Source organism: Sulfitobacter sp. PS-8MA (assembly GCF_040933935.1).
Taxonomy (GTDB): Bacteria; Pseudomonadota; Alphaproteobacteria; order Rhodobacterales; family Rhodobacteraceae; genus Sulfitobacter.
Genome location: NZ_JBFQYJ010000002.1, coordinates 1 through 22,154, shown reverse-complemented (window position 1 = coordinate 22,154; position 22,154 = coordinate 1). Strand labels below are relative to the sequence as shown.

At 64.8% G+C, this 22,154-nt stretch carries 19 protein-coding genes and 1 pseudogene; 5 read left to right on the top strand and 15 right to left on the bottom strand.

All coding sequences use genetic code 11. The annotated features are described in order from the left end of the window. Positions 1–91: 91 nt before the first annotated feature. Entirely contained in the window at positions 92–520 is a 429-nt protein-coding gene (locus AB4M76_RS00250) for a cytochrome c (RefSeq protein WP_368439858.1), read from the bottom strand. A 128-nt stretch (positions 521–648) separates the two neighbouring features. On the opposite strand from AB4M76_RS00250, the gene AB4M76_RS00245 reads away from it, so the two are divergent. Next, positions 649–2,559, top strand: coding sequence for a PAS-domain containing protein (locus AB4M76_RS00245; RefSeq protein ID WP_368439857.1), 1,911 nt, complete (start codon positions 649–651; stop codon positions 2,557–2,559). Further along, the gene (locus tag AB4M76_RS00240) at positions 2,556–3,266 is read left to right on the top strand and encodes a response regulator transcription factor (protein WP_368439856.1); all 711 of its coding nucleotides are present in this window, start codon (positions 2,556–2,558) and stop codon (positions 3,264–3,266) included. Before AB4M76_RS00245 ends, AB4M76_RS00240 begins: the two co-directional genes overlap by 4 nt. A 7-nt stretch (positions 3,267–3,273) precedes the next feature. Here AB4M76_RS00240 and AB4M76_RS00235 read toward each other — a convergent pair whose 3' ends face one another. Further along, positions 3,274–4,467, bottom strand: coding sequence for a Zn-dependent hydrolase (locus AB4M76_RS00235; protein WP_368439855.1), 1,194 nt, complete (start codon positions 4,465–4,467; stop codon positions 3,274–3,276). 101 nt (positions 4,468–4,568) lie between these two features. Beyond that, positions 4,569–7,334 carry a formate dehydrogenase subunit alpha gene (gene fdhF / locus AB4M76_RS00230; protein WP_368439854.1) on the bottom strand — a complete coding sequence of 922 codons (2,766 nt, stop codon included), beginning with the start codon at positions 7,332–7,334 and terminating at the stop codon, positions 4,569–4,571. A 161-nt stretch (positions 7,335–7,495) separates the two neighbouring features. Here fdhF and AB4M76_RS00225 point away from each other — a divergent pair, with 161 nt between their 5' ends. The 3 genes from AB4M76_RS00225 to AB4M76_RS00215 are packed head-to-tail and all read left to right on the top strand — an operon-like array spanning position 7,496 to position 9,842. Then, positions 7,496–8,146, top strand: coding sequence for a histidine phosphatase family protein (locus tag AB4M76_RS00225; protein WP_368439853.1), 651 nt, complete (start codon positions 7,496–7,498; stop codon positions 8,144–8,146). 20 nt (positions 8,147–8,166) lie between these two features. Beyond that, the gene (locus tag AB4M76_RS00220; RefSeq protein ID WP_368439851.1) at positions 8,167–8,790 is read left to right on the top strand and encodes a glutathione S-transferase family protein; all 624 of its coding nucleotides are present in this window, start codon (positions 8,167–8,169) and stop codon (positions 8,788–8,790) included. Further along, positions 8,787–9,842: a saccharopine dehydrogenase gene (locus AB4M76_RS00215; RefSeq protein WP_368439850.1), complete on the top strand. Its 1,056-nt coding sequence runs from the start codon at positions 8,787–8,789 to the stop codon at positions 9,840–9,842. The genes AB4M76_RS00220 and AB4M76_RS00215 overlap by 4 nt, the downstream gene beginning before the upstream one ends. Positions 9,843–9,844: 2 nt before the next feature. Here AB4M76_RS00215 and AB4M76_RS00210 read toward each other — a convergent pair whose 3' ends face one another. The 12 genes and pseudogenes from AB4M76_RS00210 to AB4M76_RS00155 form a co-directional block, all read right to left on the bottom strand. Beyond that, entirely contained in the window at positions 9,845–10,576 is a 732-nt protein-coding gene (locus tag AB4M76_RS00210) for an SDR family NAD(P)-dependent oxidoreductase (protein ID WP_368439849.1), read from the bottom strand. Next, positions 10,573–11,139 carry a DUF3833 family protein gene (locus AB4M76_RS00205; RefSeq protein WP_368439848.1) on the bottom strand — a complete coding sequence of 189 codons (567 nt, stop codon included), beginning with the start codon at positions 11,137–11,139 and terminating at the stop codon, positions 10,573–10,575. Before AB4M76_RS00205 ends, AB4M76_RS00210 begins: the two co-directional genes overlap by 4 nt. Next, entirely contained in the window at positions 11,136–12,371 is a 1,236-nt protein-coding gene (locus AB4M76_RS00200) for an MFS transporter (protein WP_368439847.1), read from the bottom strand. The genes AB4M76_RS00205 and AB4M76_RS00200 overlap by 4 nt, the downstream gene beginning before the upstream one ends. After that, a complete protein-coding gene (locus tag AB4M76_RS00195) occupies positions 12,368–13,156 on the bottom strand; it encodes a DUF1365 domain-containing protein (protein ID WP_368439846.1) in 789 nt (262 codons plus the stop codon). Before AB4M76_RS00195 ends, AB4M76_RS00200 begins: the two co-directional genes overlap by 4 nt. Then, on the bottom strand, positions 13,153–14,454 hold the full coding sequence (locus AB4M76_RS00190) for an NAD(P)/FAD-dependent oxidoreductase (protein ID WP_368439845.1): 1,302 nt from the start codon (positions 14,452–14,454) through the stop codon (positions 13,153–13,155). The genes AB4M76_RS00195 and AB4M76_RS00190 overlap by 4 nt, the downstream gene beginning before the upstream one ends. A 145-nt stretch (positions 14,455–14,599) precedes the next feature. Further along, positions 14,600–15,613 carry a pyridoxal-phosphate dependent enzyme gene (locus AB4M76_RS00185; RefSeq protein ID WP_368439844.1) on the bottom strand — a complete coding sequence of 338 codons (1,014 nt, stop codon included), beginning with the start codon at positions 15,611–15,613 and terminating at the stop codon, positions 14,600–14,602. Further along, positions 15,614–16,858: a DNA recombination protein RmuC gene (locus AB4M76_RS00180; protein WP_368439843.1), complete on the bottom strand. Its 1,245-nt coding sequence runs from the start codon at positions 16,856–16,858 to the stop codon at positions 15,614–15,616. Continuing rightward, positions 16,855–18,744, bottom strand: coding sequence for a DNA mismatch repair endonuclease MutL (mutL, locus tag AB4M76_RS00175; RefSeq protein ID WP_368439842.1), 1,890 nt, complete (start codon positions 18,742–18,744; stop codon positions 16,855–16,857). The genes AB4M76_RS00180 and mutL overlap by 4 nt, the downstream gene beginning before the upstream one ends. A gap of 296 nt (positions 18,745–19,040) precedes the next feature. Next, positions 19,041–19,970 (bottom strand): metal ABC transporter permease, encoded by a 930-nt coding sequence (locus tag AB4M76_RS00170; RefSeq protein ID WP_368439841.1) that lies wholly within the window; start codon positions 19,968–19,970, stop codon positions 19,041–19,043. After that, positions 19,967–21,172, bottom strand: coding sequence for a metal ABC transporter permease (locus tag AB4M76_RS00165; protein ID WP_368439840.1), 1,206 nt, complete (start codon positions 21,170–21,172; stop codon positions 19,967–19,969). The genes AB4M76_RS00170 and AB4M76_RS00165 overlap by 4 nt, the downstream gene beginning before the upstream one ends. Further along, entirely contained in the window at positions 21,169–21,960 is a 792-nt protein-coding gene (locus tag AB4M76_RS00160) for a metal ABC transporter ATP-binding protein (RefSeq protein WP_368439839.1), read from the bottom strand. The genes AB4M76_RS00165 and AB4M76_RS00160 overlap by 4 nt, the downstream gene beginning before the upstream one ends. 3 nt (positions 21,961–21,963) lie before the next feature. Further along, positions 21,964–22,154: pseudogene (locus tag AB4M76_RS00155) on the bottom strand (manganese transporter); the annotation flags it as partial.

Genomic DNA, 22,154 nt, shown 5'->3' with positions numbered 1-22,154 from the left:
TGACGTTATCTTTCTTGTGGAGGTCAACTTTTTCCTGATCTTTTCTCAATCCTAACGAATTGTTACAGGCTTCGCCGCCGACGCCATGGGCCTAGTTTATCCCGTTCGCGCGCTGCACTTCGCGCACATAGGTGATGATCGATTTCACTTCTGCCGGGGTGATCCCTTCGACCGGGGGCATATTGCCAAAGGACCAATGGTGCTGCCGCACCCCGTTGATGGCCGCGACCATAAAGGCGCCGTCGCCATGGTGGCTGGGCTCATAGACCTTGTGAATAAGTGGCGGGCCCATGCCCGCGCGCCCGGCGGCATTGGTGCCATGGCAGGCCGAGCATTTCGCGTCAAAGGCCCGCGCGCCCAGCTGCGCCGCATCGCTCAATGTCTCTGGCGGGGTCACCGCAACCATCGCGGCCCCTTCCGCCACAGGCGCTACGGCCTGATCCTCGGCGCTGCTCCACCAGATATACCCGGCCACGCCTGCCGCCGCGGCCAGCGCCGCTATCCCAATCATCTTTTGCATGTTTCGCCCTTGTTCCAGATTGCCGCCTGCCTCTGCCCCCTTCCTGCGCAAGAAGGTCAAGCGCGAATGTCCGGCGGCTCTTTGCCTTTGCGCTGCACGGTGCTAGCCCTAAGCAGGGGGGAGAGGCGATGCAGATCACGGATGAACAGACCAAAGCGCTGACCCATGCCGGGCTGAACCTGATCGCGCAGGCCCTCACGATCTATGATAGCGAGTTGCGCCTCGCGGTCTGCAATGCGCCCTTTCAATCGATGTTCGGCCTGCCAGATGCGCTGGTGACCCCCGGCGCGCCTTTCGAGGACACGATCCGCCATCTTGCCCAGACCGGCGAATATGGCGAGGTCACGGATGTCGACGCTTTCGTCGCCGAGCGCGTCGAACAGGCCCGCGCCTTCGTGCCGCATTACATGGAGCGCAGCCGCGCCAATGGCCGCACCATCAGCGTCGAAGGCTCCCCCCTGCCCCAGGGCGGTTGGGTCACGGTCTATACCGACATCACCAATACCAAGCGCCAGGAAGCCCTGCTGCGCGCCCGTTCGGATGCGCTGAGCGATCAGGTGCTGTCCCATGCCGAGCAGCTCGCCGCCACGAACCGCCAGCTTGAAGCCACGGTCACCGCGCTGGAAGAGGCCAAGAGGCAGGTCACCGAAAGCGAGGCCCGCACAAGGCTCACGACCGAGATGATGCCCGCCCATATCGCCCATGTGGACGAGACGGGCCGCTATATCTATTCCAACCGCCGCCTCAGCAGCGTGATGCCCGGACGGCCCAGCAATATCATGGGGCTGCATCTGCGCGAGGCCCTGGGCGAGGCCGCCTATGCCCGTATCAAACCGGCGCTGACCCAGGCCTATGCGGGCGAGCCGGCGGTGGTCGAATTCACCCATGACGCCTCGGCCCGCCGCATCCGGGGGGCCTTTACCCCCGATGGGCGCGGCGGGGTCTATATCCTGTCGATGGACATCACCGAGGAAACCCAGACCCGGGTCGCCCTGCAACAGACCCTGAAACGCGAATTGGCCTCGCGGATGATTTCCGGCCTCGCGCATGATTTCTCGAACCTGCTGACCATCATCCTCGGCATGCAGTCGAAACTCGCCCGGCTGCCTGACCTCTCGCCACAAGCAAGCGAATTGGTCGAAGGCACGCTCGCCGCCGCACGGCGCGGGGGCAACCTGCTCAGCTCGATCGCCGATGTGACCGAGCCCCGCGCCCTGCGTCCCACCGCCACCGATCTGGCGGGGCTGCTGAATGAGCTGGCCACGCTCGCGGCCCCGACCCTGCCGCCCAACTGCAAGCTCATCGTGCAGAACGACGCCCCCGACGCGATGGTGCTGCTCGACAAGGGCCGGGTGCAGGACGCTTTGCTGAACCTCATCCTTAACGCGCGCGACGCCTGCGGCGCGGCGGGGCAGATCACCGTGACGCAGCGCCGGGTGCATGACATCTGGATCGAATGGGTGGTCGAGGACACCGGCCCCGGCTTCTCCGCTTCGGCGCTGGAACGCGGGGTCGACCCCTTTTTCACCACCAAGGGCAGCGAAGGCTCGGGGCTGGGCCTGTCGATGGTTTATGACATGACCAAATCATCGGGCGGCGATCTGCGGCTGCGCAACGCGCCCGACGGCGGCGCGCGGATCAGCCTGCGCCTGCCCTACCGCGCCGCTGTCCCTGCCACCACCGGCCTGGTGCTGCTGGTGGAAGACACGACAGACATCCGCGCCGTGGTGCGCGACATGCTGATGGATCTGGGCCATTCGGTGATCGAAGCCACCAGCGCGGATGAAGCCACCGCCCTGATCGCCGATCTGCCCGATATCACGCTGGTGCTGTCAGACATCCAACTGAGTGGCGAAGGCACCGGCATCGACCTTGCCCACCGTCTGGGGCGCAGCCTGCCGGTCTTGCTGATGACCTCCCTGCCCGCCGACGATCCGCTGTTTCTCAAGGCCCAGACCATCGCGCCGATGCTTCGCAAACCCTTTGGCAAAGAAGACCTGCAACGTCTCATCGCCCCGTCGAAAGCCCCCGCCTCATGACCCAAGATTCCCGCCCGCTGGTGACCATTCTCGATGATGAGCCAGAGATCCGCAGCATGCTGTCCGACACATTGGAGGAAGCCGGGTTTGACACGCTCAGCTTTGGCCGCGCCCGCGCCTTTGAAGCGGCGCTGGCCACGCATACGCCCGATGTCTGCCTCGTCGATCTCAGCCTGCCCGACACCGACGGGCTGACGCTGGTGCACAGGCTGGCGCTCGAACAGGGGGCGATTGTCATCATCATTTCGGGCCGCGCGCAGGTCCAAGACCGGGTGACCGGGCTGGAACTGGGGGCGGATGACTACATTATCAAACCCTTTGATCCGGCCGAGGTCGTGGCCCGCATCCGCGCCCGTCTGCGCAGCGCCAAACCGACGCCGCAAGCCGGCACCACCGCGCGTTTCAACGGCTGGACGGCGCATTTCGACCGCTATGTCCTGCAAAATGCCGAGGGCGCCGAAGTCACTTTCTCTCATGCCGAGGGCGAAGTGCTGCGGCTCTTCCTCGACGCGCCCAAACGCCTGATCAGCCGCGCGCAGATGCAAGAGAGCCTCGGCGGTGTGGCCTCGGAAAGCTTTGACCGGGCGATGGACGTGCGCATCTCGCGGCTGCGCACGAAACTGGGCGAAGACCCGAAAAACCCGCAGCTGATCAAAACGATCTACGGTGCGGGCTATATTTTTCTGGGCGATGTGGTCTGGGACTAGGCGACGCTTAAAGCGCCGCCACCGCTCTTGCCAGAACCTCGACCCCGGCCACGAGATCATCCTCGCCCGTGTCTTCCTCAAACGCATGGCTGATCCCGTTGATCGATGGCACGAAGAGCATCGCCACCGGCATCAGACGCGCCACATTGGTCGCGTCATGCAAGGCCCCCGAGGGCATCTTGCGCCATTTGCCCGGCGCCACCGCCTCGGCCCCCTGCGCCAAAGCCTCCCGCAGCCGCGCGTCCATCGCCACCGGCTCAAGCCCCAGAAGCGTGCCATAGGACAGGTCCATCCCGCGGGACTTTGCGACCTCATCCGCGGTCTCGCGAATGATCGTCTCCATCCGCGCCAGACGGTCGCTGTCGCCATCCCGCCACTGCATGGAGAACAGCGCTTTGCCCGGCACGATCGACGAGGCATTGGGATGCAGGCTGACATGGCCGATGGTCCAGACCGTGCTCGGCGTCACCACATTCCGCAGCCGGTCGTTCAACAGCGTGTTGAACTCCGACACCGCCTGAAACGCATCTTTCCGCACCTGCATGGGCGTCGTGCCCGCGTGGTTCTGCTGGCCTGAAAAGGTGATCTTCATGTCGCGGATGCCAACGATATCACTGACCACGCCGATCTGCTCGCCGCTGTTGTCCAGCGTCGGCCCCTGTTCGATGTGCAGTTCGATATAGCCGGTAAATTGGTCTGGATCGACCGGGCCGGTGACCATATCCCCCATCGCGGCCCGGGCCTCGGCCAGGGACAGGCCGGCGTTATCGGTCAGCACATCCGCCGCGTCCTGATCCAACTGCCCCGACCAGACCGCCGAGCCGGTGGTCACGCCAAAGCGCCCCTCTTCATCCTGAAAGGACACAACAGACACCGCCGGGCCGCCGGCCTCCTGCGCTGCCCGCGCCACTTCCAAAGCCGCAATGACGCCCAAGGCCCCGTCAAGCCAGCCGCCCTCGGGCTGGCTGTCAGAATGCGAGCCCATCAGGATCGACGGCCCTTCGGCCAGCCCGAAAACATTGCCCATCGCGTCGACCTCAACCCGCAGCCCCGCCGCGCGCATCCGGTTCGCAAGCCACTGACGCGCCTCGATATCCGCCTCGGAATAGGCCGGGCGCACCACGCCCTTGCCCACGCCCGCCGCGCCAATCGCGCGCAAATCATGCAGGTCTTTCAAAAACCGCGCCCCGTCAATCTTCATGTCTTTTCTCTTTCTGGTTCCAAATACGTCAGTGGGGATGAGGGACAGCGCCCCTCACCCCCATCAATTCATGCGCCCCACAGGCGCGCCTTTTCCGCCTGTCACTCCGCCGCAACCGGGGCCGAGACCGCCTCGACCTTCACCGCCGAGAACTTGAACTCGGGGATCTTGCCATAGGGATCAACCGCCGGGTTGGTCAGGATATTCGCCGCCGCCTCGACATAGGCGAAGGGCAGAAAAACCATATCCGGCGCCACGGCCCGGTCTTCCCGCGCCATGATCTCGATACTGCCGCGTTTGGTGGAAAGCCGCACATTCTCGCCCGGTGCCACGCCCAAGCGGCGCAGGGTCGACGGGTGCAGCGAGCAATTCGCCTCAGGCTCCAACCCGTCCAGCACCTTGGACCGCCGCGTCATCGAGCCGGTGTGCCAATGTTCCAACTGCCGCCCGGTGGTCAGGATCATCGGGTAGTCGTCATCGGGCACATCATCTGGTGCCACGATCGCGGCAGGGGTGAACTTTGCCCGCCCTTCAGGCCGCGGGAAACCCTCGCCAAAGACAATCGCCTGCCCCGGGTCGTCGTCGCTGAGCGACGGGTAGGTCACCGCATTCTCCCGCGCCAGACGGTCCCATGAGATATTGTCGAGCGAGGCCATGTTCTGCTTCATCTCGGCGAAAACCTCCGCCGGGCTTTCGTAAGACCAGTCCAACCCCAGACGCTTGGCCAATTCGACCTCAATCCACCAATCTTCACGCGCGTCCCCGGGCGGTGTCACGGCGGCGCGGCCCATCTGGACCTGACGGTTGGTGTTGGTCACGGTGCCGGATTTTTCGGCAAAGGCACTCGCGGGGAGGATCACATCGGCGTAATTCGCGGTTTCGGTCAGGAAAATGTCCTGCACCACCAGATGGTCGAGCTTCGCGAGCGCGTCTCGCGCATGATCCACGTCAGGGTCCGACATGGCCGGGTTTTCCCCCAGCACATACATCGCCTTGATGTCGCCCGCATGTACCGCATCCATGATCTCGGTCACCGTGAGCCCCGCCTCGGCACTGAAATCACCGCTGCCCCAGACCTCGGTAAAGGCCGAGCGCACGCCGTCATCGCCCACCGGCTGATAATCCGGCAGGAACATCGGGATCAGCCCGGCATCCGAGGCGCCCTGCACGTTGTTCTGCCCGCGCAGCGGGTGCAGCCCGGTGCCGGGGCGGCCGACATGGCCGGTCATCAGCGCGAGGGAAATCAGACAGCGCGAATTGTCGGTGCCGTGGATGTGCTGGCTGACCCCCATGCCCCAGAAGATCATGCCCGCCTTCGCGCGTGCAAAGGTCCGCGCCACGTCGCGCAGCACCTCGGCCTCGATGCCGCAGACGGCGGCCATGGCCTCGGGCGAGAAATCCTTCAGATGCGCCTTCTCGGCCTCCCAATTCTCGGTATAGGCCGCGATATACTGCGCGTCATAAAGCCCCTCTTCGACGATCACATGCATGATCGCATTGAGCATCGCCACATCGGTGCCGGGGCGGAATTGCAGCATATGCGATGCAAAGCGGCGCAGGCCGACACCGCGCGGGTCCATCACGATGAGCTTGCCGCCGCGTTTGGTAAACTGTTTGAAATAGGTCGCCGCAACCGGGTGGTTCTCCACCGGGTTGGCCCCGATGATGATCGCCACATCGGCGTTCTCGATTTCGTTAAAGGTGGCGGTGACGGCGCCGGAGCCGACATTCTCCATCAGCGCCGCGACCGAGGAGGCATGACAGAGCCGCGTGCAGTGATCGACGTTGTTATGGCCAAAACCCTGCCGGATCATCTTCTGGAAGAGATAGGCTTCCTCATTGGTGCATTTCGCACTGCCAAAGCCCGCGACCTCGCGCCCGCGGCCCTTGAGCCCCTGCGCGGCAAAATCCAGCGCCTCGTCCCATGTCGCCTCGCGGAACACCTCGCCCCAATTGCCCGGATCGACGTTCAGCCCCTTGGCGGGGGCATCCTCGCGCCGGATCAGCGGTTTGGTCAGCCGGTGATCGTGGTGGATATAGTCAAAGCCGAAACGCCCCTTGACGCAGAGCCGCCCTTCGTTGGCGGGGCCGTTGATGCCTTCGACATATTTGACCTTATTGTCCTTCACCTTGAGCGAAATCTGGCAGCCGACGCCGCAGAAGGGGCAGATGCTGTCGACCTCGCGGTCATAATCCGCGCTGTCGCCCACCTGCGCCGCATCCAGCACCGTGGCGGGCATCAGCGCGCCGGTGGGGCAGGCCTGCACACATTCGCCGCAGGCCACACAGGTAGAGGCACCCATTGGATCGTCGATGTCGAAGACCGGATAGGCATCATGGCCGCGCCCGGCCATGCCGATCACGTCATTGACCTGCACCTCGCGGCAGGCGCGCACACAAAGGTTGCATTGGATACAGGCGTCAAGGTTCACCCGCATGGCGACATGGCTGTCGTCCAACAGCGGGATGCGGTCTGGCTCCAGCGCGGGGAAACGGCTGGTCTCGACACCGCTCAGCGCGGCCATCTCGCGCATATGGCTGGATTTGTCATGCGCCACCTCTTCGGCGGGCTGGTCGGCCAGCAGCAGTTCCATCACCATCTTGCGGGCCCCCTCGGCACGCGCATTATCGGTGGTGACGACCATGCCCTCGCTCGGCTCGCGAATACAGGAGGCGGCCAGGACCCGCTCGCCTTCGATCTCGACCATACAGGCGCGGCAGTTGCCGTCGGGGCGGTAGCCGGGGGCGGGCTTGTGGCACAGATGCGGGATCTTCAACCCGCGGCCATGGGCGACCTCCCAGATCGTCATACCGGCCTCGGCCTCCACGGTCTGCCCGTCGAGTGTGAAAGTGATTGTCCCGCGCATCGCAGCCTCCCCCGCTAACTTGGCGTCAACCTATAAGCAAATGGGGCGGATGTCAGGGGCCAATCCCGACATGACGGGGAGAAGAAACGCCGTGCGTCTCATTACATTTGAATGGGCCGACAAGCTGGCCTATCACTGGGGCGAATAGTGAAAGTTGTTGCATGTCCCACATCACCCTAATCCGCCACGGCCAAGCCAATTCCACCGCCAAGGATGAGCTGAGCTATGACCGGCTCAGCCCGCTTGGTCACGATCAGGCGGCGTGGCTGGGCGATCACCTGCGGCACAGTGAGAACTATCACACGCGGCTCTATACCGGCACGCTGACCCGCCATATCGAGACCGCCGAGGCGATGAACACCGGGCTTGAACCGATCCGCGACGCGCGGCTGAACGAGCTTGAGTATTTCACCCTCGCCAATCTGATGGAACAGCAGCACAAGGTGCCCTTCCCCCGCGAGGGGGAGTTTGTCCACCACCTGCCGCAGGTGTTCGACTATTGGAAAACCGGCAAGCTGGCCGACACGCCCGAGACCTACGAATCCTTCGAGACCCGCGTGCAATCCGCGCTGGCCGAGATTGCCGAGGGCGAAGGCCCGGCGCTGGTGGTCACCTCTGGCGGGCTGATCTCGATGGCGATGGCGCAGGCGATGGGGGTGGGCGTGCCCGCCATGGCGCGGCTCGCGCTGGCGATCATGCACACCTCGATGCACCGGCTGTTTCCCATCGGCGGCCATTGGTCCCCGGTGTTGTTCAACGCCGTGCCGCATCTCGACAAGCCGGAACGCCGCATCGCCCAAACCCATATCTGATCTCATTAAAAGGCCACAGCATGTTGAAACTCTATTACGCGCCGGGAACAATCGCGGTGGCCGTTGCGCTCGCGCTTGAAGAGGCGGGGCTGGCCTATGAGCCGATCAAGGTTGATTTTGCCAGCGGCGCGCAGAGCAAGCCCGATTATCTCGCGCTCAACCCCAAGGGCCGGGTGCCGGTTCTGGTGACCGAGGCCGGGACGGTGCTGACAGAAACCGGCGCGCTGCTGGACTATATCGCCGCCCGCGCGCCCGAGGCCGGGCTGGTCCCGTCGGACCCGGAGCGCGCAGCCCATATGCGCAGCGTGATGTATTACCTCGCCTCCACGATGCATGTGGCCCATGCGCATAAGATGCGCGGCCACCGCTGGGCCGATCAGCAATCGAGCCAAGAGGATATGAAGGCCAAAGTGCCGCAGACAATGGCCGAGTGTGCGGCCTATATCGAAGCCAATGGGTTTCTGGGCGATTACGTGGCCGGGGAGGCGCTTTCGCTGGCCGATCCCTATCTCTTTGTCGTCTCCACATGGCTGCCGGGCGACGGGGTGACCCGCGCAGACTTCCCCCGGCTCGACGCTTTTGCCGAGCGGATGGAAAAGCGCGACAGTGTAAAGGCCGTGCGCGCGAAGGGGATTTTGGCATGACCCACCTGTGGCTGCGGGCCGAGCAACGCGCCAATGAGACCCGTACCGGGCTGACCCCCGAAGGCGCGGCACAGTTGATCGCGGCGGGGATGAAGGTCAGCGTCGAGGAGAGCGACAGCCGCGTGCTGCCCACCGCCGCCTATGCGCAGGCCGGCTGCGAGATTGTCCCCGCCCATAGCTGGCCCGACGCGCCCCGCGATGCGGTGATCTTTGGCCTGAAGGAATTGCCCGAAGACGGCACGCCGCTGACCCATCGCCACATCATGTTTGGCCATGCCTATAAGGGGCAGGCGTCAGGGCAGACATTGCTCAAGCGGTTCAAGGCGGGCGGTGGCACGCTTCTGGATCTGGAGTATCTGACCGATGATACCGGGCGCCGCGTCGCGGCCTTTGGCTATTGGGCCGGTTTCGCCGGGGCGGCGGTGGCCGTGAAATGCCGCATCGCCCAGCTGCGCGGTGAGATCTGCAGCCCGGTGCAGCCCTACCCGAATGCCGATGCGCTCAAGGCCGCCTTGGCCGAGGAGCTCGCCCAAGTGGCGGCCACCGGCGACCGCGCTTTGGTGATCGGTGCCCTGGGCCGCGTGGGCCGGGGGGCGGCTGACTTATGCGCCGCGATGGAGATCGACGTGACCGGCTGGGACATGGCAGAGACGGCGCATGGCGGGCCGTTTCCCGAAACCCTCGACCATGCCTATTTCTTCAACTGCATCCTGGCCAATGCAGACACGCCCGCCTTCGTCCGCCCCGATGCCCCCGAGGCTGACCGTGCACTGCGGGTCATCGGAGACATCGCCTGCGACCCCGACAGCGCCTTCAATCCGGTGCAGGTCTATGACCGCGCCACCACATGGGAGGCCCCGGCCCTGCGCGTCCATGACGATCCGCCGCTTGACGTGATGGCGATCGACAATCTGCCCTCGATGCTGCCGCGCGAAAGCTCAGAGGATTTTGCCGGCCAGTTGCTGCCCACGCTGCGCGCCTTGCCACAGGATGACGATCCGGTCTGGCGGCGGGCGCAGGATCTTTTCATCCGCCACGTCGCAGAGGTCTGACCTCAGCGGAACAGCCGGTAATAGAGCCAGTCCGGCAAGAAGCGCCCGGCGCGGAACAGCAGCGAGAACCCATAGGGAAAGTCGCGTTTAAAACTGTCGCCGTTCATATGTTCATAGACGTCCCGGGCGGCTTTTTCAGGCGCCATGATAAAGGGCATCTTGAAGTCGTTCTTGTCGGTCAGCTGGGTCTTGATAAAGCCGGGATTGATGACCTGTACCTGCACATTGGTCTTGCGCAGATCGGCATGCATGGATTCCGCCAAAGACAGGGTCGCCGCCTTGGAGGCCGTATAGCCGATCGAGCCCGGCAACCCACGATAGGCGGTCAGGCTGGAGGTGATGACGATATGCCCATGATCCCGCGCCACCATATCGGGCACCACATGGCCCAACACGCGCATCAGCCCGGTAAAGTTTACCTCCGCCATGGTCACCCCATGTTCGGCTTCCCATTCCTTCGCGCCAAAGGGCCAATAGGCACCGGCGAGATAGACCATACCGTCGATCTCGCCCACCTCACCCACGGCTTTGGCGACGCTGGCCGCATCGGTTACATCCATGACGACATGCCGCGCCCGGCCAGGCAAATCTGCCGCGAGCTGCGCCAGCTTGTCTTCTGAACGCGCGGACAGGATCACCTCGACACCGCTACGGCTCAACTGACGCGCCAAAGCAGCCCCTAGCCCATCACTGGCGCCGATGAGCCAGTATTTCTTCCCCTGCCAATCTTTCATCGTTCCTCCTCAGGCCGTAGCGTGGCCACCAATTCAGCCACCTTTACACCGAACTTACGAAACTGGCTGCGGTTCACGATGGTTCCATCGGGGGTCAGATACATCCAGTCCACCGTGTTCAGCACATGGCTGCCAAGCTCCTCTGGCAGGCGAATGCGGTAGCGCAGCTGCAGGGTCGGCCCGGCCTGGATGCCCTTGCCGACACCGACGACATCAGGCGCGGTGCTATCAAAATGGCCGTCCTCGCCCAGCGTCAGGGTCCATTCGCGGTTCTGCCGGGAGCCGTCATTGTAGCGGAACGTCTCTGTCACCGTTGCGACATTGTCCTCCCAGACCACGTCGAAATCGGCGGTAAAGCTGCTGGTGACCCGGCCCAGGGGGCCAAAGATCACCCCTTCGCAGATCATCTTGTTGCGCAGATGCAGCCGCAGGTCGAACTGCGGAAAGGCATCGATATATTCGCTGGGCGACTGGCCGTGAAACTCCGCAAAGCGGCGGCGCAGAATGGTGAGCAAAACGCCTAGGCCAAGGCCTATCAGAACAAAAATCAGCGGTTCGGTCACGATCGCTCCACGTGTTTCGCGCGGGCCAGCAGGGCGATGGCCAGCAATTTTAGGGCGCAGGGTACACCAGCATAGAACCAGATCAACAAAGTGATCGCCTTTGGGGTACTATCCTCGCCCGCGCTGTGCAATCCCGCGCTTTCCAATGCCGGAAGTAGAACGATGGCGGCAAAGGCCAAGGTGAATTTCGACACGAAGGACCAAAGGCCAAATCCTTCGGCAGCCGAGGGGGCGATCCGGGCCATGCGGGTGGCAAACATCGCCGGCAGCAGCGTCAGATCCGCCCCCAGCACCGCGCCCGAGGCCAGACAGACCAGCGCAAAGAGCGCCACATCCCCCGGCCCGAGCAGCAGGGTCCCGGCGAAGGTCACGATGCCCAGGCTCATCGCCACCAGCAAGACCCGCCGCGCGCCAAAGCGCTCTGCCAGCACCCCCCAAAGCGGCGCGGCCCCGGCGGCGGAGAGGAAAAACAGCAGCAAGAGCGGCCCTTCCCAGCCCGGGGCCATCAGCACCAATTCGACATAGAACAGAAACAGGGTCGAGGTCACGGCCACCGGGGCGGCATTGACCAGCGCAATCAGCAAGAGCCCCCGCGCCTGCGCGTCGCGCAACACAAGGGCGAAGCCCGCCGCCGCCGGCATGGCCCCCGCGCCCCATTCGCGCCGCATCGCCAGCACCGCGACCAAGGCCAGCAGGGCAAAGCTCAGCGCGAACCCCGCAAAGGGCCGGGCATAGACAAGCCCGATCAACAAGGGGGCCACCGAAGCGGCACAGACGCCCAGCAGCGCCCCGCTCTCGCGCCAGCGTGCCAGCCGCAGATGGCCCGCGCCCGGCAGCACTTCGGCTTTGGCCACGCCCTGCGCGTAGAAACAGATGGTCAGAAAGCTGAAGCAAGAGAACACCAGCGTCAGCATCAGCGCGAACCACAGCACCGGCGCCACCGGCGCAGGCAGGGCAAATAACCCCAGCATCGCCAGCCCCATCAGCGCCGCCGCCGTCGCAACGGCTGCCCCGCGCCAGGCGCTCAGCCGCTGCGACAGCCAGCCAAGCGCCGGGTCTTGCACCACATCCAGCAACCGCAGGCCAAAGAGCACAGAGCCGAGGGTGCCCAGCGAGACGCCGTATTCATCGACATAGAATTTCGGTGCGTGGATATAGATCGGCAGGCCCGCCGCGGCCAGCAGCGCGGCAAAAAGCGCATAGGCCGGCAGACGGTGCGCCCGCGCGGTCATCTGTCCGCTGCACCATGGGCGCTGTCGCGCGAGACTTCGGTCTCGGGCGCTTCGGGCCGCGGGCGAAAACCGGCGCGTTTCAGCCAGAGCCTCAGCGCCTGCCAATGGATCAGCGCCATCACCCGCCGTGCGCCAAAGGGGCGGCGCAGCAGCGACCAGAGGATGCGGCCATTGGTCAGTGGCATGCGCGGCCCGGTCAGCGTCGCGATCACCCCATCCTCACCATTGCTGTAATCAATCCAGACCCCAATGCGCTCGGCACTGATATCAAAGCGAAAGACATAGCCGCCCGCGACCTCCTGAAAGGGCGAGACATGCATCAGCTTGGCTGCCTTGAGCCGGTCCTCAGGCCGAATGGGCCGCAGGTCGGGGTGGTGACAGAGGTAGGAATGCCGATCGCCATAGGTATTGGTCACCTCGGCAATCACCGCGACCAATGCCCCATCCGCGCGCCGACAGAGCCAAAAGCTGACCGGGTTGAACACATAGCCCAAGACGCGCGGCTGGGTCAGAAGCTCGATCCGCGCCACGCCCGCGATCCCATGCGCTGCCAAGACCTCGCGCACCCAGACCGCCCCGCGCCCCTGCCCCGGCGCGCCGCCGTGGTCTTTGTCATGTAGGCTGGTCAGCCCCGCCGCGTTGCGCGCAAAGAGCGCGGGGGTCGAAAGATCCCGCGCCTCGGCATCGCAGAGCAGATAGTCGACCGAATAGCGAAACCGGTTTTCCACCGCGCCCTTGCGCCCGTGAAAGCTCTGCCCCCGGATATGATCGACCTGTGCTGTCACTCCGCCGCCAAAGCGGATCTGGCGCTGCGCAGCCGTTCCACCACGTCAACGGCGCTCGACAACCCGTCCTCATGGAACCCATGCCGCATCCATGCGCCGCAGAACCATGTGTTATGAGCGCCATTGAACGCCCGCACCGCCTCCTGCGCGGCCAGCGCGCCAAGGTCATAGACCGGGTGGCGCAGGGTGACTTGATCATAGATCAATTCCTCGCGAATCCTCCGTTTGGTGTTCAGCGTCACGAAATGCGGATCGCTGTCGGGGATCGGCTGAAGCGAATTCATCCAATAGGTCAGGTCGATCCGGTCCGACTTTTGCTGCCGGTCCTCGGTATAGACCCATGACGCCCATGTCGAGCGGCGCTTGGGCATGATGCTTTCATCCGCGTGCAGCACGATGTCATTCGGCTGATAGCGGATCGCGCCCAGGGCGCGCTGCTCGGCTTCGGTCGGATCGGCCAGCAACGCCAGCGTGTCATCGGAATGGGTGGCAAAGATCACCTCGTCGAAGGCCTCCCATTCACCGCCCCGGACCCGCACCTCGGCCCCCTGCGGTCTGCGGCGCACGGCCTGCACCGGCGTATTCACCCGCAGCGCCACACCCTGCGCCTGCAAAGCCGTCTCCAACCGGTCGACATATTGCCGCGACCCGCCCTTGACCGTATACCATTGATGCTGCCCGGAATAGTTCAACAGCGCGTGGTTCTCAAAGAAATTCACCATCGCATGGGCCGGGAAATCCATGATCCTTTCCGTCGGCGTGGACCAGATCGCCCCCGACAGCGGCGACAGGTAGAAATCGCGGAAATAGCGGCCCGTGCCGAGCCGGTCGAGGAATTCGGCAATGGTCAGCGAGGAGTCGCGGGACAGCTCCAGCGCGTTCTTGTTGAAATGCACGATGTCGCGCAACATCCGCAGGAAGGGCGGGCTGAACATATTGCGCCGCTGCGCAAAGACCGCGTTGAAATTGGTCAGCGCATATTCCAGCCGCCCGCCATCGATGGAGGCGCCAAAGCTCATGTTCGACGGCACCACCGGCACGTCCAGCTCTTTGAAGAGCGCGGCCAGATGCGGGTAGTTGGCGTAATTGAACACGATGAACCCGGTATCGACGGGCTGATCGCCATTCTTGCCCGCGATGACGGTACGTGCGTGGCCGCCGATCTGCGCGCCAGCCTCGAACAATGTCACCTGGTCGGTCGGCGCCAGCATATGCGCCGCCCCCATGCCGGAAATGCCGCCACCGATCACGGCGATTTTGCGGGGCGGGATCCTGTCGTTCATCGCTTCAAATGGCATAGGGGGCGTCGTCCTGTCATGGGTCCGAGGTCAGAAAATCTGCAGCACACACGGGCCCAGGGGGGCCAAAGTTGCAGAGGTCGGTGAGTTTTTTTTGAAAGGAAATAGGCCGCAGGAAGGGCGCATCAGAGAAGCGGGAAAATCGCTAGGAAAGCAGGCTATCCAACGCCGAATGTCCGCGCGCCAACTGGGTCAGATAGCTGCCGGTGTCGATATTCGCACCGCAGACAATCACCCCCACACGGCGCCCGGAAAGCTGGGCGCGCAAGGGTCCAAGCGCGCCGGCCATGGCAGCGCCGGCGGCAGGTTCCACCGCCAGTTTCGCCGCCTGTTGCAACACCACCATGCCCGCGCAGATCGCGTCATCGCTGACGGTCACCACGTCATCGACATAGACCGCGCAGAGCGCATGGCCGAAGGGCAGCGCCATGGGCGGGCCAAGGCTGTCGGCGATGGTGTCGACCCTGTCGATCGTCACCGGCGCCCCGGCGGCAAGGCTTTGCGACATGCTGTCAGCACCTTCGGGTTCCACGCCGTACACCCGGCAGGCGGGGTTGATCGCCTTGACCGCGGCGGCCACGCCGCTGATCAGCCCGCCCCCGCCGACCGAGACCACAACCGCATCGAGATCGGCCACCTGCCCCATCAGCTCCAGCCCGACGCCTGCGGTGCCAAGCGAGGTGTGCAGCCCCTCAAAGGGATGGATGAAAAACCGCCCCTCTTCGCGCACCAGCCGCTCCGCCTCGGCAAAGGTCTCGGCCCCCGGCGGTTTCATAATGACCTCGGCCCCGGTGGCACGGGCGAGATCGACGCGAAAGGGGTTGGCATTGTCCTGCATCACGACCTTGGCGCTGATGCCCAGTTTCGCGGCGGCCCAACCGGCGGCAATGGCGTGGTTGCCCGCGCTGGCCGCGGTGATTCCGCGCCCGCGGCTGTCATCATCAAGCTGTCGCGCCACCGAGAGCGCGCCGCGTGCCTTGAAGGTGCCGGTATGCTGAAAACACTCCAGCTTGAGCGCCAGATGCGCCCCGTCCAGCACCTCGCTCACCATCGGAGAGAAGAGCGGCACCACCGGCGTCTGGAGGATATCCTTGCGCAGCGCCGCCGCCCGCGTCTGCATCGCCTCCAGCGTCATGCCGGTAATGTCCACATCGTTCATCTAGCCGTTCCCTTCGGGTGTCCTTAGGGGAACAATAGCTTCACTTTTGTCCTCGGCCAGTTCTTCAAAGTCGAAATTATGCAGACGGCCCGCGCGTTTGGCGGCTTTCTCGCTGCTGACCTTGATCTCTTCCACATCGCGGCGGGCCTGGGTGAAATGCCGATCAAGGTTGCCGACCCGCGTCGCCAGACGCTCGACATCCTTGTTCAGATTGCCCAGTTCCTTGCGGATCGCGCCCGCCTGTTCGCGCATCCGCGCGTCTTTCAGAATGGCGCGCATGGTGTTGAGCGTGGCCATGCAGGTGGTCGGGCTGACGATCCAGACACGTTTCTCAAACCCCTCGCGGACCAGTTCGGGAAAGTTCGCATGCAGCTCGGCATAGACGGCTTCCGAGGGCAGGAACATCAAGGCCCCCTCGGCGGTCTCGCCCTCCAGAATATATTTGTCGGCGATGGCGTTGAGATGCACCCGCACGGCGGTCTTCATCTGCTGTGCGGCGGCGCGGGTCTCCGCTTCGGTCTTGGCGCGGCGCAGGGCCTCATAGGCTTCCAGCGGGAATTTACTGTCGATCACGATCGGCCCCGGCGGGTTCGGCAGGTGGATCAGACAATCGGGCCGCTTGCCGTTGCTGAGCGTGGCTTGCAGGGAATAGCTGTCCGAGGGCAGCGCTTTCGACACGATGTCGCGCAGTTGGATTTCCCCGAAAGACCCGCGGGTCTGTTTGTTGCTCAGGATGTCCTGCAGCGACAGCACGTCACCCGACAGTTTGGTGATATTGTCCTGCGCCTTGTCGATGGAGGCGAGGCGTTCCTGCAACTGCGTCAGGCTGGTGGTGGTGCGTTTCGACGAGCCATGCAGCGTTTCGGTCATGCGCTGCTGCATCTCGGCCAGCGAGCGCGCTGAGCGAGCGGCGTTGTCAGCGAGCCGGTCCTGCATCTGCTGCTGCACATAGGCGAGCCGCGCCTCCATCGTCTGCATCATCTGCGCCTGGGTGTTGTTCTGGGTGTCCGAGACCATCTGCAAGCCGCCGCGCAGCTGCTCCTGCCCCTGCCCCAACTGCTGCACATGGCCGCCCAGCACGCGCATCTGCTGCGCCAAAGGGGCGGCGACCCGGGCCGACCGGCCCGCCGCGCGCACCGCCATGATGAGCAGGATGACGATCAGAAACAGCAGCCCCGCCCCCGCGAGCGCGGCGAGGGTCACAGGGTCAGACAGGGTCAAAGTCGCGCCGCCAAGCTCCATCAAGTGCGCCCGAAAAGCCGTTCGATGTCCGCCAGTTTAAGCTCGACATAGGTGGGCCGCCCGTGGTTGCACTGGCCGGAATGCGGCGTCGCCTCCATCTCGCGCAAAAGCGCGTTCATCTCTTCGGCGCGCATCCAGCGGCCCGAGCGGATCGAGCCATGACAGGCCACGCGGCTCAGGATCGCTTCGATCTTGGCCTGCACGATATTGCTGCTCTCGCCCTCGGCCAATTCGTCCAGCACGTCGAGGATCAGCGCACGGGCGTTGACGGTGCCGAGGATCGCGGGCGTCTCGCGCACGGCGATGGCGCTGCCGCCGAAGGCTTCGATGCCGAGACCAAGCTTGGCAAGCTCATCGGCAAGGTCCAGCAGCCGCGCGCAATCATTGGCGGAAAGCTCGACGATCTCGGGGATCAGCAGCGCTTGGGCCGCGACGCCGTTTTCGCTCATCTGACGCTTGAGCTTTTCATAGACCAGCCGCTCATGCGCGGCGTGTTGGTCGACGATGACCATGCCATTGGCGGTCTGGGCGATGATGTAATTCTCATGCACCTGCCCCCGCGCGGTGCCGAGCGGGTAGTCGGATGCGGGCGCGGCCTCTTCGACCTCGGGGGCGGCGGCATGGCTGGGCGCGGGGGTCTCGGGCAGCGGCGTGCCCTCCACCCGGCCCCAGACGCCTGCGGTCTCGGCAAAGCCGGGCGCCTGCGCCTGATAGGCCGCCTCCCGCGCGGCGGGGCTGGGACGCTCCATGCCGGCGCGGTCCATCTGATAGACCCGCGCGCCCTGCTGTTCGGGCTGCATCGCGCCCAGGGTCGCCTGTGCCACGGTGGTCGACGCGCGATGCCCCGCCTCGGCCAGCGCGTGGCGCAGGGCTGAGACGATCAGCCCGCGCGCCAGACCGGGATCGCGAAACCGCACCTCGGATTTCGCGGGATGCACGTTTACATCGACCAGCGTCGGCGGGCATTCCACGAAAAGCGCCGCCGCCGGGTGGCGATCCCGGCTGAGGAAATCGAAATAGGCCCCGCGCAGCGCCCCGGTCAGCAGCTTGTCCCGCACCGGGCGACCATTGACGAAGAGATATTGCGCCACCGCTGAACCCCGCGAATAGGTCGGCAGGGCTGCGAAACCGGTCAGATGCAGCCCCTCGCGCATCGCATCAATGGGCATTGCATTCTCGGCGAACTCGCGGCCCAGCACCTGCGCCAGACGGCCATGCAACGCCTCAAAGAGATCGCCCTGTTCGGCCTCGGCCCGGAAGACGTCGCGGCCCTTGCCGTCGCCCGAAACATCGCGCAGCACGAAGCGCACAAAGGGCTCGGCCATGGCGAGCCGTTTGATGACATCGCCAATCGCCTGCGCCTCGGCCCGGTCGGTGCGCAGGAACTTGAGCCGCGCGGGCGTGGCGAAGAACAGATCGCGCAGGGTGACGATGGTGCCGCTGTTCAGCGCCGCGGGCCGCACCTCGCCCATGCGGCCCCCGTCGACGGTGATCTCGGCCCCCTCATGCCCCGAGGCCCGGCTGGTGATCGTGAGCCGCCCCACCGCGCCGAGCGAGGGCAGCGCCTCGCCGCGAAAGCCGAACGTATGGATGTCGAGCAGGTCCGACCCGTCGATTTTCGAGGTCGCATGGCGTGAGAGCGCAAGTGACAGGTCGTCAGGCGCGATGCCGCAGCCATCGTCGGTCACGCGGATCATCGTCTTGCCGCCATCGGCATATTCCACCGTGATCCGCCGCGCGCCGGCGTCGATGGCATTTTCGACCAGTTCCTTGACCGCCGAAGCCGGACGTTCGACCACCTCGCCGGCGGCAATGCGGTTGATCGCGGAATCATCCAATTGGCGGATGACGGGGCGAGTTTCGCTTATATTGGGGTTCGTGCTGGCCATACCGCAAAACCTAGCATGGGCCGCGCCGATTCTGCCAGATGCGAATGGGGCGTGACGGGCGCTTATCAGAGGCGTCGCAGAAAGTCAGCGGACCGCCGCCAAATGCTGGGGCGATCCGCTTCTGGGTCGGCTACTCGGCGCACTGGTGCTTTTGTTATCCCGGTCTTATCAGAGCGGCGGGCGACCCGGTTACAGCAATTCTCCGGGGGAGGTTGTCCCCTGTATAGCGCCATCACGAATCACAGGTCAAAACAAAAACGAATCAGCGGCGCAAAAAACGAATCACGACGATTCGCTCAGGCGGTGGGCGCCGCCGCGCCCCGGTGGCGATGCGGGCCGAAAAGCGCTGCCAAGCCCAGGATAACGCCCGAAACCGTGGCGATCATCCCCGCCGCCGAGACCGAATCCCGCAGCCCGATCCAAAGCGGCCCATATCCCGCCAGCACATAGCCCAGCACCGCCGCCAAAGTGGCAAAGAGCACCGACCAGGCGATTTGATGCTCCAACCGATTGGTCATCATCCGGGCGGCGGCAGGCGGGCAGATGAACATGGCGATGACGATGATACTGCCCACCGCGTCGAAAGCCGCCACCGCCGCGATTGCCGCGACGATCACCAGCCCAAGCCCGAGCGGCGCGGTTTTCATGCCAATGGTGCGGGCAAAGCCTTCGTCAAACGTGCTGATCTTGAGCGGCCGCCAGAAGAGCGCCGTAAACAGCGCCACCAGGACCAGCGTCACCGCCATCCGCGGCAGTTCCACCGGGATCGTCGCCAGTGCGGCGGGGTCGAGCAGCGACCCCCAGCCGGTCGCATCGAGCCAGATCAGGCTTTCAAGGTTGCCATAGAGCGCGTGTTCGACGTCGAGATGCACGTTGCTGGTGTCCGATTGCTCCAGCAGCAGCACGCCGCCGGCGAACATCGCGGTAAAGATCACGCCCATGGCGGCACCGGATTCGATCTTGCCCAGACGGCGCACGCCTTCGATCGCCAGCACCGCGATGATCGAGGCCCCCGCCGCGCCCAGCAGCATCGGCCAGGTTGTCACCACACCGGTCAGCAGGAACGCCACCACAATCCCCGGCAGCACCACATGGCTGATCGCATCCCCAATCAGCGCCTGACGGCGCAGGACGAGGAAATTGCCCGGCAAAGCGCAGGCCACCGCCACGAAAATGCCGGTCAGCATTGGCACCAGCGACAGGGGGACAAATTCCGAACCGCTCATGCCATCACCCCGCCGCGCATGTCGATGCGGCTGTCGATCTCGCGGATCTGGTCGGCGGTCAGGACCGTCTCGATCGGGGTCAGACCGTCATATTGCTGCGCCGCCACCTCATAGGCCGGATCGCGGCGGATAAGCTGCCAGCGGGTCTCATCGCGCAGCGCCTTGGCGGCGCGGCCGCGGCCTGCCTTGGTCGCCACCCCATCGGGCAGCGCATAGCCTTCGGCCCGCAGCAGGCGCAGGGTGCGCTGTTCATAGATCGGCTGCCCATGGGCCAGCGCCAGCAGCCCTTGCCGCAGATGCACCCGGCGCTGGTAGCGCCGATGGCGCAGCAGCGCCGACAAGGCGCCGCGTCCGGGGGCCAGCAAGAGCGACAGCGCAAAGAGCGCAAAGCCCACCAGCACGATGATCGGCCCGGTCGGCAGGTTCGGCTCTGCCGCCGAGAGCGCCGCGCCGACATAGGCCGCGATGCCGCCAAGCGCGCCGGAGATCAGCACCACATGATCGGTCCGCTCGCTCCAGAACCGCGCGGTCACGGGCGGGATGATCAGCAGGGCGACGATCAGGATCAGCCCGACGATCTTGAGCCCCACCACCGTCACCGCCAGCACCAGCCCCATCATCGCCAGATCGGTGCGTGGCACATTCTGGCCGATGGCGGTGCCATATTCAGGGTCAAAGGAGGCCAAAGTGAGCGGGCGGCGCAGCAGCAGCACCAGCGCCAAGGTCAGCGCCGCCGCGACCGCGATGATCAGCGCGTCGCTGCGCAGCATCCCGGCGGTGGAGCCAAGCAGGAAATCCTCCAGCCCCGCCTGCCGCCCCGCGCTCATGGTCTGGATGACCGTCAGCAGAACAATGCCGAGCCCAAAGAAAACCGAGAGCACAGAGCCGATCGCGGCATCTTCGGCCAGCCGGGTCCGGTTGCTCAGCCATGAGACCAAGAGCAACCCCGCCGCGGCAGACAGCGCCGCGCCCGACAGCAGGCCGATCAGATTGCGCCCGTCACCGCCAAGCGCCACCATCGCCATGAAAGCCAGCGCCACACCCGGCAGGGTCGCATGGGAGATCGCATCGCTGACCAGCGCACGTTTGCGCAGGAAAAGAAAGGTGCCGCCCACCCCGGCCGCCATGCCCAGCAGCGTGGCGCCCAGCGTGACCAGCGTCGCGTTATAGCCCAATTGCAAAAACAGCGCGTCCCAGATCATGACAGTTGCAACGCATCCATCTGCGCGCCCGCCAAACGTCCGCCATAGGCATTTTGCAGGTGGTTGGCGCTGAACACCTTGGCCACCGGACCTTCGGCGACGCGGTGGGTGTTGATCAGGAAGACATTGTCGAAATATTCCGGCACGGTGGAGAGATCGTGATGTACCGCCACGACGGTCTTGCCCGCGTCGCGCAAGGATTTCAGCACCGCGATGATCGCCTTTTCCGTCGCCGCATCGACCCCGGCAAAGGGTTCATCCAGCAGGTAGAGATCCGCCCCCTGCGCCAGCGCCCGGGCCAGAAACACCCGCTGTTGCTGGCCGCCCGAAAGCTGACCGATCTGGCGGGTGGCGAAATCTTCCATACCGACGCGGGCCAGACAATCATTGGCGCGGGCGCGATGCACCGGGCGGACGCGCCCCAGCAGACCCAACTGCGGGTAAAGCCCCATCAGCACCACGTCGATCACCCGGGTCGGGAAATCCCAATCGACGCTGGCGCGTTGCGGGACATAGGCGATGCGGTGACGCTGGTCTGCGACGGGTTTGCCATAGACCGTGACCGTCCCGGCCAAGGGCGTCAGAATGCCCAAAGCGGCCTTGAGCAGGGTGGATTTACCCGCCCCATTGGGGCCGATGATTGCCGTCATCTTGCCCGGCTCGACGGTCATATCCACGGAGAAGACGGCAGGTTTCTGACCATAGGACACGGTCAGCCCGCGCACCGCGAAAGGGCTGTCGGCGCGGGTGGTGACGGTCTCTTGGCTGCTGGCGAGTTCAAGGGTCATGGATCAGCTTGCCCCGGCCAGTTTGCCGTTCATCCCGCCCGCAGGCACCGACGCCCCAAGCGCGCGGGCGATGGTGGTGACATTATGGTCGATCATGCCGATATAGGTGCCCTCATAGCTGCCCGGCTCGCCCATCGCATCGCTGAACAGCGAGCCGCCGATCTCGACCCGATGCCCCTGTGCGGCGGCCCCTT